The sequence below is a fragment of the Fictibacillus sp. 18YEL24 genome, from assembly GCF_015903855.1.
GTDB classification, from domain to species: Bacteria; Bacillota; Bacilli; order Bacillales; family Fictibacillaceae; genus Fictibacillus; species Fictibacillus phosphorivorans_C.
Genome location: NZ_JACZDT010000008.1, coordinates 37863 through 53429 on the forward strand (window position 1 = coordinate 37863; position 15567 = coordinate 53429).

The window sequence follows — 15567 nt, forward strand, 5'->3', positions numbered from 1 at the left end:
AATTGCTAAGAACAACTACTGCTTTTTTATAAAAAAGACGTGCAGAGCTTGCACGTCTTCTTTGATTAGTTTATAGATTCTTCGTTCTTCACATTTAATACTTCAAGTGACTTAACATGATACCCATCAATTTCTAAAATCTTGAAACGATAGTTTTCCACTGAAACCTCATCGCCCATTTTGATCTCCATCTTTTCAGAAAGAATCCATCCACCGATCGTATCAACATCTTCATCGTTAATGTTTAGACCAAAAAGATCGTTCACTTCTGAAATCAATACTTTACCATCAAGAATTGTTCTGTTTTCATCGACCTTTTTGATATCAGGCACTTCATCCTCATCAAATTCATCTCGAATTTCGCCTACGATTTCTTCAAGAATATCTTCAACCGTAACAAGTCCTGAAGTACCACCATATTCATCGATCAAGATCGCCATATGAACACGTTCTTTCTGCATTTTTAACAATAGATCATGTATAGGCATCGTTTCAAAAACCTGAATAACTGGTCTTACATATTCTTCGAGTGAAGCATCTGGATTCTTGCCGTTAACGAAGTCTGTTAATACTTGCTTCATGTTTACCATACCGATAACACTGTCTTTATCTCCATCTATGATCGGATATCGAGTATAGTTCTCTTCTGTTACAACAGCAATGCTTTCTTTAACTGTTTCTGATTTATCTAGTGTTACCATATCAACGCGAGGTACCATGATTTCTTTGGCGGTACGGTCGTCGAATTGGAAAATATTATTTACATATTTAAACTCTGACTGGTTGATCTCACCGCTTTTATAGCTCTCAGAAAGAATGAGTCTCAACTCTTCCTCCGAGTGAGCTAGTTCATGTTCAGATGCAGGTTTCAAACCAAACCATCCTGTAAAAATACGCGCAGATCCGTTCAATGTTTTAATAAACGGATACATAATCTTATAGAAAAACATGATTGGTTTTGCAATTCTTAACGTAACGGCTTCCGCCTTTTGAATAGCGAGTGTTTTTGGTGCCAGCTCTCCAATAACTACGTGTAAGAATGTAATTAAAGCAAAGGCGATAATAAACGATAAGATACTAGAAACAGACTCAGACAGATCAAACTCTACAAAAAGCGGATGCAACAAGTGCTCTACCGTCGGCTCTCCTAACCACCCTAATCCTAATGCTGTAATGGTTATACCAAGCTGACAGGCTGAAAGGTACTCGTCGAGGTTTCCGACAACCTTTCTAGCAGCTACCGCTTTCGTATTTCCTTCTGCAACGAGTTGATCCAGTCTTGTTGTACGAATCTTTACAATCGCGAATTCGGTAGCTACAAAAAAAGCAGTCAACGCGATTAAAATAGCTACCATAATTAAGTTAATAATCTCCAAATGTTCTCCTCATGGTTACATGAACCACAAGGAATACACCTCCCAGGTTTTATAAATAGTTTAGATCGTTTAACACGAAGAATATCTCTCAACTATTATTTACCCGAAAAGTAAAAGTAATGAATGCGCTAAAGTCATGCCTTGAGGAGAGACTTTATTTAAGAGCAGCTCTCTTTGCTTATCGTTTAAGCTCTCCATGATTGGTTTGATCTCTTTGATCTCTGCCTCTAGGTGTTTCATGAGCTCTGCGATCTGGTCCACGTACTTCTCGACCTGTTCATTTTCAGTACTTTTCAATTTGACTAGTTCAATCACAGACTTGATTTCATGCAAGGGCATGTTCAGCTTCTTATAATGCTCAATCAACCCTAATACATGAATCGTCTCTTCGTCATATAATCGATAATTCGAATCCGTTCGAAGAGGCTGGAGTAAACCAATCTGGGAATAATAGTCGATGGTTCTTTTAGATACATTTGTTACCTCTGCTAGTTCACCAATACGATACGCCTTCCCAATATCCTCACCTCTTCCTCTTGATAATTACATACAATGTACAACAGCCAAAACCATACAGTCAACTGGACAGTTCTACCTGTCACGAAACGTTCAAAAACGAATGGATGTTACGTAGACTTTGTTGTTTGTGAAAGACGTTGATGTCCGATTCAGATACTCGCTTTCCGCGGGGCAAGCGGTGATTCACATTTGTTCGTTTCACTCCTCAGGAACTCATCTGTCTAAATTCAATGGCGGGGTCAGTATTCAAATGGTTTAGAATGGAGATTGCTTGTTGGGCCTGAACGAGCTACTTCAACTTGTATGTTCTTATTCATAAAAAAACATCCCTAAAATAGGAATGTTTTTTAGCAGAATATGTGGATTGATTTTTGCTAATTTATACGCAACATTTGTTTTGAGCTTTACTATTCTCTGTTTCACAACATACTGCTTCTTCTCTATCACTTACTTCAACAATTTGAACGCTGCAGCAGTTAGCTTCTTTTTCATTTTTGTTTCCATAGAAAATTTTTATGAAACTCATTAATCTCACCTCCTTTCAAGCTTTGTGAAAGATCTTAAACAAGATAGAAAATAAAACCAGAGATTGTTGACATGGTAATCACAGATAGGACAAACATAATGACGAGTTCTTTCTTGAAAATGGACTTTAAGAGAACAACCTCTGGAAGGCTAGCACCAGCTGATGAGATCATGAGTGCCATCACAGGGCCAAGCGCCATTCCTTTTGCGATCAGAACTTGAGAGATCGGAATCATGCTCGATAGCCTGATGTATAAAGGAATCCCTACAACCGCCGCTATCGGAACGATCCACCAGTTATCGCTGCCAAACGTATTTGCAATCCAATTTGTTGGTACCAATCCATGAATAACAGCTCCAATAGCTGCTCCGAGTAAAAGATAAGGATAAACACTCCTCATCAAATTCATTGTTTCTAAAAGAGCAACTTTCACATCAAACTTTTTCGTTTCTTCTTGATACCCTGACATCACGACGTTCTTTACTGATTTCTCAAATCCTAATGCTTCAAGTGCAAAACCGATGATCACAGAAAATACCGCTGTGATGATGGTGTAGAGGATCGTTACTTTCCACCCTAATAACACTCCCATAATAGTGATGATCGTGGGATCAAGTACGGGTGAGGAAAAAAGAAATACCATCACTATGGAAAAAGGCATTTTCTTTTTTAACATGTTCACAACAACTGGTATGGTAGAGCAAGAACAAAAAGGTGTTACAAAAGCAAAGAGTAATGCGAATAATGCTCCTATTCCTTTGTTCTTTCCTCCCAAATATTTCTCAACTTTTTCATAAGGGATATAAGTTTGAAGTAAATTGATAACAAACGAGATCACTACGAACAGAATAGTCAGTTCTAGGGCTATACTTAAAAAACTTTGAAAGGTATCCATCCACATAATATTTCTTCTCCCTTTTTATCAAGCGCAGCATACTTGATTTGATTGTGTTGTTTCCCTCTTTATTAAGGGTGATCTACTAAAAGTGTTTGATTTTATTTGTTTTGGTCTGCCATTTTCTTTCGCAAAATTTTCCACTTCTCTTTTCTTCATTTCAATCATCTTTTCAAGAAAATAAATATTCATAAAAATCGTCCTCCGTTATATCAAAAATAATTGATTTATACATCAAAAAAATTTGATGTTTTATGTAAAAATGAAGCACTACAAGCGTAGTACGTCATTTAACAAGATGATGGTAAAAACACACAGCATAATTGATCTGATAAAATTCCTTTTAGTTCACTTACATTCAAAGAATAATAGTTCCAGGTACCTTGTTTTTCCTTTTTTATCAAGTCTGCTTCTAACAGAATTTTTAGATGATACGATAGCTTAGATTGCGGCATGTCAATAATCGGCGTGAGATCACAAACACATACACTTTCTTTAACAGCCAGGATATTGATAATTTGCAGTCGCTGCTGATCAGCGAGCGCTTTAAACTTTTGTTCATATTTCTCTAAATCTTGGTTTGATGCTGTAGTTATGGTATTTAATAAAGGAATTTCTTTTTTCATTTGTATCACTCCTAACATCAAAATTATTTGATGTAATTTCATTATATCCTTTATTTACTAATTCGCAACTAATAAATCAAAAAAAATTGATTTTTTTTTATACTCCAACTTTTTTACTTCTTCGTTCCAGCAAGATGACATCACGCCACACTCCGTTCATCTCACCAATTTTTTCTCTTGTACCCACTTCTTTAAATCCCCATTTTTTATGTAGAGCTACACTCGACTGGTTTTCAGGAAAAATCCCTGCTTGTAATGTCCAAATGCCATTTTTCTCACTATCTTCAATGAGGATTTTCATAAGAGAGCTTCCAATCCCCTTTCCTTGGTAATCAGAATCTACATAAACGCTTACTTCAGCAACTCCAGCATATACACACCTGCTTGACACAGCACTTAAGGCAGCCCACCCTGATACTCGATCGCTAGAACGAACAACGAAACGACAACATGATAAATGACTGTTATCCCATTCATTCCATGAAGGAGCTTCCTGCTGAAAGGTAGCATTACCTGTAGTGATGCCTTTTAAATAGATGTTTCTTACATGTGTCCAATCATTGGTATGCATATTATCTATAAAGTAAGAACTGCACATACTATTTCAACTTCCTTTCAAACTATTTGTATTAAAAATAGCAAAAAACAAACTTGTTTGCTGAGTTTATATTTTCTTGTACAGAAAAAAAGCACACTTTTTTAAGCGTGCTTTCCTCGTTAACATTAAACACTTGTTTAATTTATAGATACTTCCGATGCACCGTCTTCCCATCATACGTAAATAAAACAGGCTTCTGTTCAATTCTCGTCTCCATATGAACAGGACGTCCCCATAGGTGATGAAGATGTGGAAGCACTTTTTCTAGATATTTCACATCCAGCTCCATATCTTCAAAGCTATGATTGAGGTAGAGCTCTCCGTTTTTCATATAATCGGCGTCGTTGACCGTGATATATGGAAATCCTCCGTTTACCCTCATCCCTACAAGCTGATCACGTACTTCTTCCCACTGCTTATCAACCACCTTGTATTCCTTACCTTGTTTTTGAAACAGATACATGTCTTCCCGCTGAGCGAGATCTTTCGTTAAATAGTTTCGGATGAAAGACATATCGGATTCTAGTTCACGCACTTCGAACATTTTCTCACGTCCTGAACCAGGTTTTACTCCTTGTCTGATTAACTCTGCATCAGGGTTGTTGTAGCGATCTTCAATGTCTTTAAAAATCTGTAAGCCTAAGTAATACGGGTTGATCGATGTCTTCGACGGCTGAACAACTCCAGCGTTCAGTTTCGCGAATTCAATAGTCTCGTGTGAAGTCAAATCCATCTCTTGCAGGATCTTTGCGTGCCAATAGCTAGCCCAGCCTTCGTTCATGATTTTCGTTTCAAGCTGTGGCCAGAAATAGAGCATCTCTTCTCTCATCATGGAAAGGATATCACGCTGCCATTCTTCAAGCTCGCGGCTATATTGCTCGATAAATAACAAAATATCCTTCTCAGGTTGTGGTGGAAATGATTTTTTCTTTTTCAATGCTGGTTTGGGACCTTTCTTGTCATCGAGTTTCCATAGATCATCGTAAGGTGTTTCTTTCTTAGGCGTAAGATCTTCCTCATCTTCAAATACATAATTTAACTTGTTTCGCACAAGTGATGGATCGATATGTTCTTGTATGGCGAGAACAGCGTCTAAGAACTGTTCGACCTCTTTCTTGCCGTATAGATGTTCATATTGAGCGACTCGTTCAGCTGTTGCTGTCATGCATTCAACCATGTCTCTTCTCGTATTTGAAAAGCGAACGTTGTTTTTGAAGAAATCACAGTGTGCAAGTACATGGGCAATGATTAATTTATTCTGGATAAGCGAATTCGTATCAAGTAAGAATGCATAACAAGGATCTGAGTTAATAACAAGCTCATAAATTTTACTCAGTCCTAAGTCATATTGAAGCTTCATTTTATGAAACTGTTTGCCGAAGCTCCAATGAGAGAAACGGGTTGGCATTCCGTACGCACCAAATGTATAAATAATATCGGCAGGACATATCTCATACCGCATCGGGTAAAAATCAAGGCCAAAGTGGTCAGCAATCTCGGTAATTTCAGCTATTGCTTTTTCTAGCTCCTTATTTTGCAAGTCCCAGTTCATATTTTCCCCCTCCTGCTATTTCCTTACTTTTAACTGTATGAAACAAAACAGGCATTCATGAGAAAACAAGTGAAATATTGGACGGGTTTCATAAACTTCTTTTACTCAAAGTAAAAAGGGGAATCCATTTTCACGGATCCACCTTGTTTTTACCTTGCTTCATATATATCTAACATGCACGACCATCCAGAACAATCTTGTGGAGTTCGTAGATTATTAATCCATAAGGTTTCAGGTGCATCTAAACCTTCTTTTACCATTACTTTTGCACTCTGGGTATTTGTACGAATCCATGTCAGTTGTTCACCTGGTAATGTTTTTGGATAAACATCAGCTTCCCCACGAGCTGGATTCGTTAATCTCTTTCCACTTCCGTCATCTATTTTTACACTGACTAAGAATGGCTTTGCCCTTTTTTCCTGGGGTACCCCATAACCCCATTCAATCTGACGGCTTACTATGATGTTCCTATCATTCAACCAAGTAAAATCGCCGTCCGCATAACCGGTATAACTTAGATTTATTTCTTTACCGCTCTTAGGATTCCATACCGTCAATCGTTTATTTTCAGATGTCAGCCTTCCGATCCCTTTTATGTAGCCGAGCTGTTTTGTATTCGGCGACCAGTTGAACCAGTTCGGCTGATCCAACATGTTTCCAATCATACGAGTTTTAGAGCCGTCTAAAGAAACAACCATTAACGTGTTGCTGTCTGCCGACATGGATGCTGTTGGACATGCGATGAACGCAAACCACTGATCATCCATCCCCCACTTGAATTCTGTAGTACCTATAGCAAAGAACGTATCACTCATCTTAGGCAGCGTAGTAATGTTCTGTACTTTTTTTAAATCTCCGTTTGCATTTAAAGGAACATAAAAAAGTCGAACTGGACTCCAGCCATCAGGCTCTAAATTTGCAGAAGATGAGACAACAAACCCTCTCCCGTCAGGTGTCCAACTGTAGTTTCCTGTGCCTAGGATGACATTTTGAAAGGATGAAGCAGGTCTTGTTAGGTCGATCACATTGAGCACACCACCACTTTTCCACGCAAGCTTGGATTCTGTCGGAGACCATCTCGTCAAACTCACATCGCCATCGAATACTTTTCTTTTTAAACGCGTTACACGGTTATAGACCCATAGCTCTTTTCCTCTATGCGCTATGTAACTGATGTATGTTCCGTTGCTTGAGAACGTTGGATGAGTAAGCCCTGAACTTTCAACAAGCTTTCTTTCTAATTCACCTTCTTTAAGCCAAAGTCCATCACTTCTTATAAATGCCGCTCTTCTATCAGAAGCTTCCGCAAAGTTTGTATGGCTAATGAATATACTTATAAAAATCAATCCGCAAATAAATAGACGTTTCACATGATCACCTCATTAGTAACATGAGCGAAATGAAGAAAATCATACTAAAAAAGCTCAGGAACTATGAAGTCCCTGAGCTTTGTATAACTTTATTCTCCTGTTTCAGCAAAGCGTTTGATACGTGCCGCGATTTCGTCACGAACGCGTTGGAATTCACTCCACTCTTTTCCTGCTGGATCATCGAATCCCCAATGTTCACGTGTTTTGTGAGGTGGTGTTGCTGGACATACATCGTTTGCATGACCACATAGCGTTACGACTAAGTCTGCTTTTTCTAGAATGTCTTTGTCGATCACATCTGATGTCTGGTTCGTGATGTCAATATCCACTTCTTTCATCGCTTTAATCGCGTTTGGATTCACACCATGTGCTTCGATGCCAGCTGAGTATACGTCATATTTATCACCAAGGTAGTGGTGTCCAAATCCTTCTGCCATTTGAGAACGACAAGAATTACCTGTGCAAAGGAAATAGATGATTGGTTTAGCCATTTTGTAAAACCTCCTGTAGTAAAGAACTTCTTTCGAGACCATCATAATATAAGTATATCCTTATATCAATATTTATTTATATATTCTTTGACATTTTATATAAACATATGGTTATATACTAATGAGGTGAAGTCAATTATGGAACTTGATCAGTTAACGGAATGTTATAAAGCAATGGCAGATAAAACACGATTGAATATATTAGCATTACTCCGCCACGAAGAGTTATGTGTATGTGAGTTAGTTGATATCTTAAAGATGACACAGCCTAGTATTTCACAACACTTAAGAAAATTGAAGCAAGCTAAACTCGTTAAAGAACGACGTAACAGCCAATGGATCTTCTACTCCATTGATGGAGAAATCTATCCATTCATTAAAGCAAATTTAGAAGCACTACCTGATATGTCAGCTAAGATTGAAGAGTTAAAAGCTTCAGGTGGAAAAGTTTGTTGCTAACTTAGAATTACATAAATAGGGGGGATTCTTATGAACAGCATGGCGTTAATGGCCTTCGCTGTATTTTTAGTTACGATTATTTTTGTTATCTGGCAGCCACGCGGTCTTTCCATCGGTTGGTCTGCGACCGTTGGAGCTATCATCGCACTTCTTCTTGGCGTGGTTTCACTCGCTGATGTGTGGACAGTTACCGGGATTGTGTGGAATGCTACATTAGCGTTTGTTGCGATCATACTCATATCAATTATTTTAGATGAGATCGGTTTCTTCGAATGGTCAGCCTTACATATGGCGCGACTTGCAGGTGGAAACGGTAAGAAAATGTTTGCCTATGTGATTCTGCTCGGAGCTGCAGTTTCAGCCTTTTTTGCAAATGATGGCGCAGCATTAATTCTGACTCCTATCGTACTTGCTCAAGTTCGGGCATTGAAATTAAAAGAAGCTATGATATTACCGTTTATTATGGCAAGTGGGTTTATTGCAGATACCACATCATTACCGCTTGTCGTCTCAAACTTAGTAAATATCGTGTCTGCAGATTTCTTTAACATCGGATTCGTTGAATACGCAAGCCGCATGATCGTGCCGAACTTCTTTTCACTGTTCGCTAGTATGCTCGTTTTGTTCCTCTTTTTCAGAAAAGATATACCGAAGAACTATGATCTCTCTCAGCTCAAACAACCAAAAGAAGCCATTCGAGATGAGAAGATGTTCAAGCTATCATGGATTATACTAGCAGTTCTATTAATCGGGTATTTAACGAGTGAATTTATTGGTGTTCCTGTCTCATTCATTGCAGGAGCTGCAGCTCTTTTCTTTATCATCGTTGCTCGTAAAAGTCCTGCAATTCACACAAAAAAAGTAATTAAAGATGCACCGTGGACTGTTGTTGTCTTTTCAATAGGAATGTATGTAGTCGTTTATGGTCTCCGTAATGCAGGACTTACAGATATGCTAGGCAACTGGATTCAAGTTATCGCTGATCAAGGATTGTTCTCTGCTACAATTGGAATGGGTTTCTTGGCGGCTATATTATCATCTGTTATGAACAACATGCCAACGGTTATGATCGATGCACTAGCTATACAGGGAACGGATACATCAGGAGTTATTCGTGAAGCATTGATCTATGCAAATGTAATTGGTTCTGATTTAGGACCAAAAATCACACCGATTGGTTCACTTGCCACTCTTTTATGGCTGCATGTCTTATCGAAAAAAGGTGTAAAGATCACATGGGGCTATTATTTCAAAGTCGGAATCATTTTGACTGTCCCAACACTTTTCATAACGCTTACCGGCCTTTACTTATGGTTATTGCTACTATCTTAAAAAGAAGGAGAGATTATGATGATTCAACGCATGCATGTTGCAGTCAATTGTTCAGACTTAGAAAAATCTCTAGAGTTCTATAAAAGCTTTTTCGGTACGGACCCGACAAAAGTAAAAGAGAACTACGCGAAATTTGAGCTTGATCAACCCGCTCTTCACTTTTCATTGAATGCACGTCCCTTTTCAAAAGACGGAGTCCTAAATCATCTCGGTTTCCAGGTTAACAACACGGAAGATGTTCTGGCTATGGGAGAAAGACTTAGAAAATCAGGATTGCTCTTAATCGATGAGATGGATACAACCTGCTGTTACGCCGTTCAAGATAAAGTGTGGGTATATGATCCCGACGGCAACGCTTGGGAGATTTTCTATACGAAGGAAGACTCTGAATTTGAATCCGCTGGTGATGCACGAGATTTATCTTTATGCTGTGCACCCCCTCAGCAACCTCAACCGATCACGCTAGGTTTCACAAAAAAATAAACAAAAAATCCCTCTGCACTTTTTAAGATGCGAGGGATTTTTTTTATGATCAAATGGTAGATATCGCAACGATCTCTTCAATACGAATAATGATCTGATCCCAATAGTTATGGCTATCGCTCATCACACATAGCGTAATATAATCTCTTTCAACTGCTCTAAGTCTTCCTTCGTAAGAATGATTTGTTGTATCCACCACTACCTGCCTCTCCAAAAGACACTTTGCTTCTCTTCTGAAGTTCTTCAACACCAATCACCTTCCCTATTTTGCACTGCAAGCAAGGGGCTTTCTATACTATTACATGCACAAAAAAGAAAAGAGACACGGACAAACACCCTGTGCAGATGACTATTCTTGTACAACCAAGCATATTATGTAGAAATAATCTTAGACAGGGTGAATGCCATGTTTGAACGGACGATAGCGATTTTCTTAGGAAGCGTATTACTTGGCATAGGCATTAATGGTTTCATTGTTCCCTTTCACCTTCTCGACGGAGGAATGATCGGCATTAGTCTTCTCGTAAAATATGTGTGGGGTTATAAAGTGGGGCTAACAATCATCACTCTGAGCATCCCTATCTATCTCATAGCTTGGAAACTAGAGCGACGATACTTTATAAACAGTATACATGGATTACTTGTTTCGTCATTGATCATTGACCTTTTATCTCCTTTAAGAGGAATGTTTTCTGTTTCCGTTATGGAAGGTTCTGTGATCGGAGGGCTGTTCATCGGAACAGGGATCGGTTGGATGCTGCGTCATGAAACGAGTACAGGTGGAACAGACCTGATCGCTCTTTTCCTTTCCAGATGGTTTTCTATTAATGTAGGAATGGTTATCTTCTTGATCGATGCTGCAGTCATCCTCGCTGGCCTTTATGTGATGGGAGAAGGTATACTCTTCTACTCTCTCGTAACGATTCTTTCCGTCGGTTTCGCAACCATGACGATGACGTTGATACGGTCGATCAATTTCTATAGAAGCATCTAGGGGGACTGACCCCTTACAATTTATTTCCCGCTTCAATTTACTCTTCAGCACCAATGCATTTTCTTAATATCATATAGTCGTTGCTATTGCTTTCATTTTGAAAGGAATTCAATGACACTATTCCCTATAGCTTTAATGAAAAAAAGGACCCGAAGTATCAATAAAGTACTTCGGGTCCTTGTTTCTTCTCGCCTAAATTTATTTTAACTTCAACTAAGAATATCTAGCCAGATCTTGACTGAAGTAGCGATTATCAGTGCTGCTAAGATAAATTGAAGAATTTTTGTATTTATCTTTTTACCAAACTGCGCCCCAAGTGGAGAAGCGATTAAACTAGCTACTACCATAATCACCGCCGGCCATAGTAAAACTTGACCTGTCGTAATCTTGCCAACCGTAGCGCCGATTGACGAAATAAACGTAATGGCAAGTGATGTAGCAATCGTCATTCGCGTTGGTATCTTTAGGACGACTAACATGATCGGTACAAGGATAAATGCACCTGCAGCCCCTACGATACCCGCTGCTACACCAACGACAAATGCTAGAACTGCAGCAAGCCATTTATTAAACTTAACTTGATCTAATGGAATGTCATCGATCCCTTTTTTAGGAATCAACATCATGATAGCAGCCAATGTAGCTAATACAGCATAAACAATATTGATTTGCCCTTCTGACATCGCTTCTGAACCAAATCCACCAATGAAACTTCCTACTAGGATGGCGCTACCCATATAGATGATCAATGTCTTGTTCAGATAACCGCCTTTACGATACGCCCAAACGCCACCTATCGTTGCAAAGAATACTTGAACCGCACTGATCCCTGATACTTCATGAGCAGAATATGCTGTGAAGCCGAGCATTGCAGGAATATAGAGAAGCATTGGGTACTTGATGATGGATCCGCCGATACCTACCATTCCGGATATAAAAGAACCTATAAAGCCTATTAGAAAGATTGTGATTATGAACCCCAATTCCATGACTTCACCTCCCCTAAAGCTGATATTGTTTAAATAAACAAGTTGATCTTAGACTCATCTGCATCAGCTAGGTATGAAGCAACTCCTGCATAATCTAAACCATCAATAAGTTCCTCTTTCGTAATACCCATGACATCCATTGACATCGTACAAGCAACCATCTTAACATCTAAGTCTTGCGCCATTTCAATTAATTCTTTTAGTGTTACGATGTTTTTCTTCTTCATCGTATACTTCATCATCTTCGCGCCTAAACCACCATAGTTCATTTTTGAGATACCTAACTTTTCAGGTCCTTGCGGCATCATTTTTGCAAACATTTTATCCATGAATGTTTTCTTTACGTTCACGTATTCTTCTTTTCTTAAGATGTTTAGTCCCCAGAATGTGAAGAACATTGTTACTTGTTTCCCCATCGCTGCAGCACCTGTTGCGATAATAAAACTTGCCATCGCTTTATCAAGATCACCACTAAATACAACCATTGTTGATTTATCTTGTGTTTGTTCCATTATTGAACGCTCCTTTTGAACCAGATACCCATACCTCTATAGGTATCTGGTTGCACAAATTTTTTTATTAACCTTTTTGAATATAAAACTTAAATACGCCGTCTTCTTCTTTATGCTCTAATAATTCATGACCTGAAGATTTAGACCAAGCAGAAAGGTCATTAACTGCTCCTTTATCTGTTGCTAACACTTCTAAGATGTCTCCACTTGAAAGTGTATCCATCGCTTTCTTTGTTTTGACGATCGGCATCGGACAAGATAATCCTTTTGTGTCTAAAGTTTGAGTTATGTTCATTTGTAAAACCTCCATATAGTTTTTTTGTTAAGTTACTCAGTGATCGCACAGCGGTTTGGACCAATTTCCATCTCGCGCTGCTCATCGTTTGTAGGGTCGATTTTCCCCATGTTTGTTTGACGAATTTCTTGATATGCATTTGGCTGTGGCGGTAAGTTTTCCGTTACAGCTCTTCGAAACTCATCTTCATTCTTAATGTTTAATCCATCGTTCTTTTCAAAGAGTTCTCCAAGTGGTGCTGAAACCGCACCTCTTTCATCTAGTTCGCTGATCTTTCCAAAGTGGGCAGGTAACACGACTAGATCTTTAGAAAGGTTGTTGTATTTGTTATATAGTGAATCACGTAAATCACTAACCCAATCTTCTGCTTTACCAGCAAGATCTGGTCGTCCGATCGAATCAACGAACAGAATATCTCCAGAAAGCAAGAATTGTCCGTCAACGATCATAGAAGTACTTCCAATCGTATGACCAGGTGTATATAAAGGTTGAATCTCAATCTTCGTGTTGCCGATCGTAATATCTTTTCCTTCTTCTAATTTAGCGAAAGAGAATGTTACTTCTTCAGCATCTTTTGGTGGTAACCAATAAGTTGCACCTGTCTTTTCTGCCAGTTTACGTCCGCCTGAAATATGATCAGCATGAAGGTGGGTATCAATCATGTGCTTAATTTCAAGACTATTTTCTTTTGCAAAGTCTTCATAGGCTTCAATCGTACGAGCAGAATCAATAATAGCCGCTTCACCGTTTGATTCTACAAGGTATGAAAGACATCCCTTACCAATACGATTAAATTGATAGATCGAACCTCCATCTTTCAAATCCCCAAGCTTCACCGGCATCAAATACTCACTCCAAGACTTCATACCACCTTCTAGATAATAGACGTCTTTAACGCCTGCTTCATCAAGCATCTCTGCTACCATGATAGAAGATCCTTCTTTTGCACAGACAACAAGAACTTCTTCTTTCGGAAGATCTTCTAATACTTCTTCAACCCCATCGATCAAATCAAAATAAGGACGGTTAATCGATTTAATTCCTTTTCCTTCAATTCTCCAATCTTTATAGTCACCTTCATTACGAACATCCAGAATGAACATTTTTCCGTCAACAACTCGATTTGCCACTTCTTTAGCTGATAATGCTTTTATCATTTCGAAAATACCTCCCTAGGTATATTTAAAGTTAAAATTTTTTATTCAGTCGGTCCATTCCATTCAACCATACCAGGTAATACATTTTTAACACGTTGGAATCCATTTTCAGCCAGCATTTGTGCAGCCATATCACTTCTTGATCCAGTACGGCAAATAACATGGATTTCTTTATTTTTTTCAAGTGTGTCTAATTTGCTTTCAAGTTCTCCTAATGGAATCGATACTGCCCCAGGTATACGTTTGAACTCATACTCTGCCGGCTCTCTTACATCTAGAAGAAGCATATCATCTTTATTTTCAGCCAAGACTTTTTCTAATTCATCGTTCTGAATTGTATGCTCGAACTTCACAGCTTCTTTGACCTCACCAGGATTTGATTTTCTTAAATAGTGCTTAAGAACTTCTCCTTCTTCTTTTGTGCCCAAATATTGATTCCCCGTGTTTCTTGCCCAGCCTTGAATATCAGCCAATGAGCCTTTATCTGTTGCCTGAACTTCAATAACTTGACCTGCTTCGAGCTGATCCATCGCTTTCTTCGTACGAACGATAGGTAATGGACATGATAATCCTTTGCAATCTAATACTTGATCAACTTTAATACTCATTTTGTAACCTCCACTTATTTGATAATTGTTTTACCTTTCCAAGAAAGCATTCCGCCTAACATGTTAATCACTTTAATATTGTGTGAAGCTAAAATCGTACATGCTTTTTCACTTCTTTTTCCAGACCGGCAAACCATGACATACTCTTTGTTTGAATCCAACTCATGAATTCGGTTAAGGATCTCTCCAAGCGGAATATGTGTTGCGGTCGGAATCATTCCTTGAGTAACTTCATCATTTTCACGAACATCAATGATATTGATTGGATTACCGCTTACTAATAATCGTTCTACTTCTTTTGCTTCAATCGTCTTAATAGACATAATCAACATCTCCCTTTCATAACAAGTACCAATACCCGTATAGGTATATAAAATGACAAAAAATATATGACAAACTTCTGATTTCATTCTTAATTATTATGAAGATTGCACCTCAAAATACCCATAGGGGTATATTAATTGATAAAAGGAAATCTGTCAACAGTCTTAACTACTGACAGATATTAACGACTTTTTACGAGAAGTTGCACAGCCTCTTTTACAATGTCAGAATTCATTTCTTCTCCGTTTGCCATTTGTTCACGTAAACACTGTTCAAGGTTGGTGCCTACGATTAATCCAATTGAACGGTCAATCGCTGTACGTGATGCGGACAATTGAGTGATAACAGATTTACAATCTTGTTCTTCCTCTAGCATACGCAATACCCCACGTATTTGCCCCTCAATTCTTTTTAAACGATTCTTCATTTCTTGTGTGTATTCCATTTCAGCACCTCCTCTT

At 38.5% G+C, this 15567-nt stretch carries 21 protein-coding genes; 4 read left to right on the forward strand and 17 right to left on the reverse strand.

The annotated features are described in order from the left end of the window. Nucleotides 1-65: 65 nt before the first annotated feature. The 9 genes from HU823_RS19815 to arsC all read right to left on the reverse strand — a co-directional run bounded on the left by HU823_RS19815 (nucleotide 66) and on the right by arsC (nucleotide 7953). Nucleotides 66-1376 (reverse strand): hemolysin family protein, encoded by a 1311-nt coding sequence (locus HU823_RS19815; protein ID WP_137790602.1) that lies wholly within the window; start codon nucleotides 1374-1376, stop codon nucleotides 66-68. Between the two features lie 99 nt (nucleotides 1377-1475). Beyond that, nucleotides 1476-1895, reverse strand: coding sequence for a MerR family transcriptional regulator (locus tag HU823_RS22190; protein ID WP_144703050.1), 420 nt, complete (start codon nucleotides 1893-1895; stop codon nucleotides 1476-1478). 379 nt (nucleotides 1896-2274) lie between these two features. Continuing rightward, the gene (locus HU823_RS19825) at nucleotides 2275-2421 is read right to left on the reverse strand and encodes a hypothetical protein (protein ID WP_197223160.1); all 147 of its coding nucleotides are present in this window, start codon (nucleotides 2419-2421) and stop codon (nucleotides 2275-2277) included. Between the two features lie 34 nt (nucleotides 2422-2455). Then, nucleotides 2456-3322 carry a permease gene (locus HU823_RS19830; RefSeq protein WP_197223161.1) on the reverse strand — a complete coding sequence of 289 codons (867 nt, stop codon included), beginning with the start codon at nucleotides 3320-3322 and terminating at the stop codon, nucleotides 2456-2458. Nucleotides 3323-3606: 284 nt separating this feature from the next. Next, the gene (locus HU823_RS19835) at nucleotides 3607-3942 is read right to left on the reverse strand and encodes an ArsR/SmtB family transcription factor (RefSeq protein ID WP_144703056.1); all 336 of its coding nucleotides are present in this window, start codon (nucleotides 3940-3942) and stop codon (nucleotides 3607-3609) included. A gap of 97 nt (nucleotides 3943-4039) precedes the next feature. Then, nucleotides 4040-4540: a GNAT family N-acetyltransferase gene (locus tag HU823_RS19840; RefSeq protein WP_197223162.1), complete on the reverse strand. Its 501-nt coding sequence runs from the start codon at nucleotides 4538-4540 to the stop codon at nucleotides 4040-4042. 142 nt (nucleotides 4541-4682) lie between these two features. Next, nucleotides 4683-6092 carry a SpoVR family protein gene (locus tag HU823_RS19845; protein WP_144703061.1) on the reverse strand — a complete coding sequence of 470 codons (1410 nt, stop codon included), beginning with the start codon at nucleotides 6090-6092 and terminating at the stop codon, nucleotides 4683-4685. A gap of 149 nt (nucleotides 6093-6241) precedes the next feature. Continuing rightward, nucleotides 6242-7462 (reverse strand): TolB family protein, encoded by a 1221-nt coding sequence (locus HU823_RS19850; RefSeq protein WP_197223163.1) that lies wholly within the window; start codon nucleotides 7460-7462, stop codon nucleotides 6242-6244. An 89-nt stretch (nucleotides 7463-7551) separates the two neighbouring features. Then, a complete protein-coding gene (arsC, locus tag HU823_RS19855) occupies nucleotides 7552-7953 on the reverse strand; it encodes an arsenate reductase (thioredoxin) (RefSeq protein WP_144703067.1) in 402 nt (133 codons plus the stop codon). A 138-nt stretch (nucleotides 7954-8091) separates the two neighbouring features. Here arsC and HU823_RS19860 point away from each other — a divergent pair, with 138 nt between their 5' ends. From HU823_RS19860 to HU823_RS19870, 3 genes are read left to right on the forward strand one after another with little or no spacing between them, the layout of a single operon-like run. Beyond that, complete coding sequence (locus tag HU823_RS19860; RefSeq protein ID WP_066391258.1) at nucleotides 8092-8412, forward strand: ArsR/SmtB family transcription factor; 321 nt, start codon at nucleotides 8092-8094, stop codon at nucleotides 8410-8412. Between the two features lie 39 nt (nucleotides 8413-8451). Beyond that, nucleotides 8452-9744 carry an arsenic transporter gene (locus HU823_RS19865; protein ID WP_370630152.1) on the forward strand — a complete coding sequence of 431 codons (1293 nt, stop codon included), beginning with the start codon at nucleotides 8452-8454 and terminating at the stop codon, nucleotides 9742-9744. A 21-nt stretch (nucleotides 9745-9765) separates the two neighbouring features. Then, nucleotides 9766-10227: an ArsI/CadI family heavy metal resistance metalloenzyme gene (locus HU823_RS19870; protein WP_370630153.1), complete on the forward strand. Its 462-nt coding sequence runs from the start codon at nucleotides 9766-9768 to the stop codon at nucleotides 10225-10227. 49 nt (nucleotides 10228-10276) lie between these two features. On the opposite strand, the gene HU823_RS19875 is transcribed toward HU823_RS19870, so the two are convergent. Then, a complete protein-coding gene (locus HU823_RS19875; RefSeq protein WP_186320606.1) occupies nucleotides 10277-10474 on the reverse strand; it encodes a DUF2642 domain-containing protein in 198 nt (65 codons plus the stop codon). A gap of 159 nt (nucleotides 10475-10633) precedes the next feature. Between HU823_RS19875 and HU823_RS19880 the strand changes: the two genes are divergently transcribed. Next, the gene (locus HU823_RS19880) at nucleotides 10634-11221 is read left to right on the forward strand and encodes a YitT family protein (protein WP_197223164.1); all 588 of its coding nucleotides are present in this window, start codon (nucleotides 10634-10636) and stop codon (nucleotides 11219-11221) included. A 209-nt stretch (nucleotides 11222-11430) separates the two neighbouring features. On the opposite strand, the gene HU823_RS19885 is transcribed toward HU823_RS19880, so the two are convergent. The 7 genes from HU823_RS19885 to HU823_RS19915 all read right to left on the reverse strand — a co-directional run bounded on the left by HU823_RS19885 (nucleotide 11431) and on the right by HU823_RS19915 (nucleotide 15551). Then, nucleotides 11431-12210: a sulfite exporter TauE/SafE family protein gene (locus HU823_RS19885; protein ID WP_197223165.1), complete on the reverse strand. Its 780-nt coding sequence runs from the start codon at nucleotides 12208-12210 to the stop codon at nucleotides 11431-11433. A 29-nt stretch (nucleotides 12211-12239) separates the two neighbouring features. Continuing rightward, nucleotides 12240-12722, reverse strand: a complete 483-nt coding sequence (locus HU823_RS19890) for a DsrE/DsrF/DrsH-like family protein (protein ID WP_137790616.1) — start codon at nucleotides 12720-12722, stop codon at nucleotides 12240-12242. A 67-nt stretch (nucleotides 12723-12789) separates the two neighbouring features. After that, nucleotides 12790-13017 carry a sulfurtransferase TusA family protein gene (locus HU823_RS19895; RefSeq protein WP_197223166.1) on the reverse strand — a complete coding sequence of 76 codons (228 nt, stop codon included), beginning with the start codon at nucleotides 13015-13017 and terminating at the stop codon, nucleotides 12790-12792. A gap of 32 nt (nucleotides 13018-13049) precedes the next feature. After that, nucleotides 13050-14174 carry an MBL fold metallo-hydrolase gene (locus HU823_RS19900; protein ID WP_197223167.1) on the reverse strand — a complete coding sequence of 375 codons (1125 nt, stop codon included), beginning with the start codon at nucleotides 14172-14174 and terminating at the stop codon, nucleotides 13050-13052. 41 nt (nucleotides 14175-14215) lie between these two features. Then, nucleotides 14216-14782, reverse strand: a complete 567-nt coding sequence (locus tag HU823_RS19905; protein ID WP_197223168.1) for a sulfurtransferase TusA family protein — start codon at nucleotides 14780-14782, stop codon at nucleotides 14216-14218. A 14-nt stretch (nucleotides 14783-14796) separates the two neighbouring features. Then, on the reverse strand, nucleotides 14797-15099 hold the full coding sequence (locus tag HU823_RS19910; RefSeq protein ID WP_197223184.1) for a rhodanese-like domain-containing protein: 303 nt from the start codon (nucleotides 15097-15099) through the stop codon (nucleotides 14797-14799). Between the two features lie 188 nt (nucleotides 15100-15287). Then, on the reverse strand, nucleotides 15288-15551 hold the full coding sequence (locus tag HU823_RS19915; RefSeq protein ID WP_144703088.1) for a metal-sensitive transcriptional regulator: 264 nt from the start codon (nucleotides 15549-15551) through the stop codon (nucleotides 15288-15290). Nucleotides 15552-15567 lie beyond the last annotated feature (16 nt).

Coding starts and splice junctions, on each gene's coding strand:
- HU823_RS19825 (WP_197223160.1), bottom strand. CDS start 2,421: ATGAGTTTCATAAAAATTTTCTATGGAAACAAAAATGAAAAAGAAGCT.
- HU823_RS19830 (WP_197223161.1), bottom strand. CDS start 3,322: ATGTGGATGGATACCTTTCAAAGTTTTTTAAGTATAGCCCTAGAACTG.
- HU823_RS19835 (WP_144703056.1), bottom strand. CDS start 3,942: ATGAAAAAAGAAATTCCTTTATTAAATACCATAACTACAGCATCAAAC.
- HU823_RS19840 (WP_197223162.1), bottom strand. CDS start 4,540: ATGTGCAGTTCTTACTTTATAGATAATATGCATACCAATGATTGGACA.
- HU823_RS19845 (WP_144703061.1), bottom strand. CDS start 6,092: ATGAACTGGGACTTGCAAAATAAGGAGCTAGAAAAAGCAATAGCTGAA.
- arsC (WP_144703067.1), bottom strand. CDS start 7,953: ATGGCTAAACCAATCATCTATTTCCTTTGCACAGGTAATTCTTGTCGT.
- HU823_RS19860 (WP_066391258.1), top strand. CDS start 8,092: ATGGAACTTGATCAGTTAACGGAATGTTATAAAGCAATGGCAGATAAA.
- HU823_RS19865 (WP_370630152.1), top strand. CDS start 8,452: ATGGCGTTAATGGCCTTCGCTGTATTTTTAGTTACGATTATTTTTGTT.
- HU823_RS19880 (WP_197223164.1), top strand. CDS start 10,634: ATGTTTGAACGGACGATAGCGATTTTCTTAGGAAGCGTATTACTTGGC.
- HU823_RS19885 (WP_197223165.1), bottom strand. CDS start 12,210: ATGGAATTGGGGTTCATAATCACAATCTTTCTAATAGGCTTTATAGGT.
- HU823_RS19890 (WP_137790616.1), bottom strand. CDS start 12,722: ATGGAACAAACACAAGATAAATCAACAATGGTTGTATTTAGTGGTGAT.
- HU823_RS19895 (WP_197223166.1), bottom strand. CDS start 13,017: ATGAACATAACTCAAACTTTAGACACAAAAGGATTATCTTGTCCGATG.
- HU823_RS19900 (WP_197223167.1), bottom strand. CDS start 14,174: ATGATAAAAGCATTATCAGCTAAAGAAGTGGCAAATCGAGTTGTTGAC.
- HU823_RS19905 (WP_197223168.1), bottom strand. CDS start 14,782: ATGAGTATTAAAGTTGATCAAGTATTAGATTGCAAAGGATTATCATGT.
- HU823_RS19915 (WP_144703088.1), bottom strand. CDS start 15,551: ATGGAATACACACAAGAAATGAAGAATCGTTTAAAAAGAATTGAGGGG.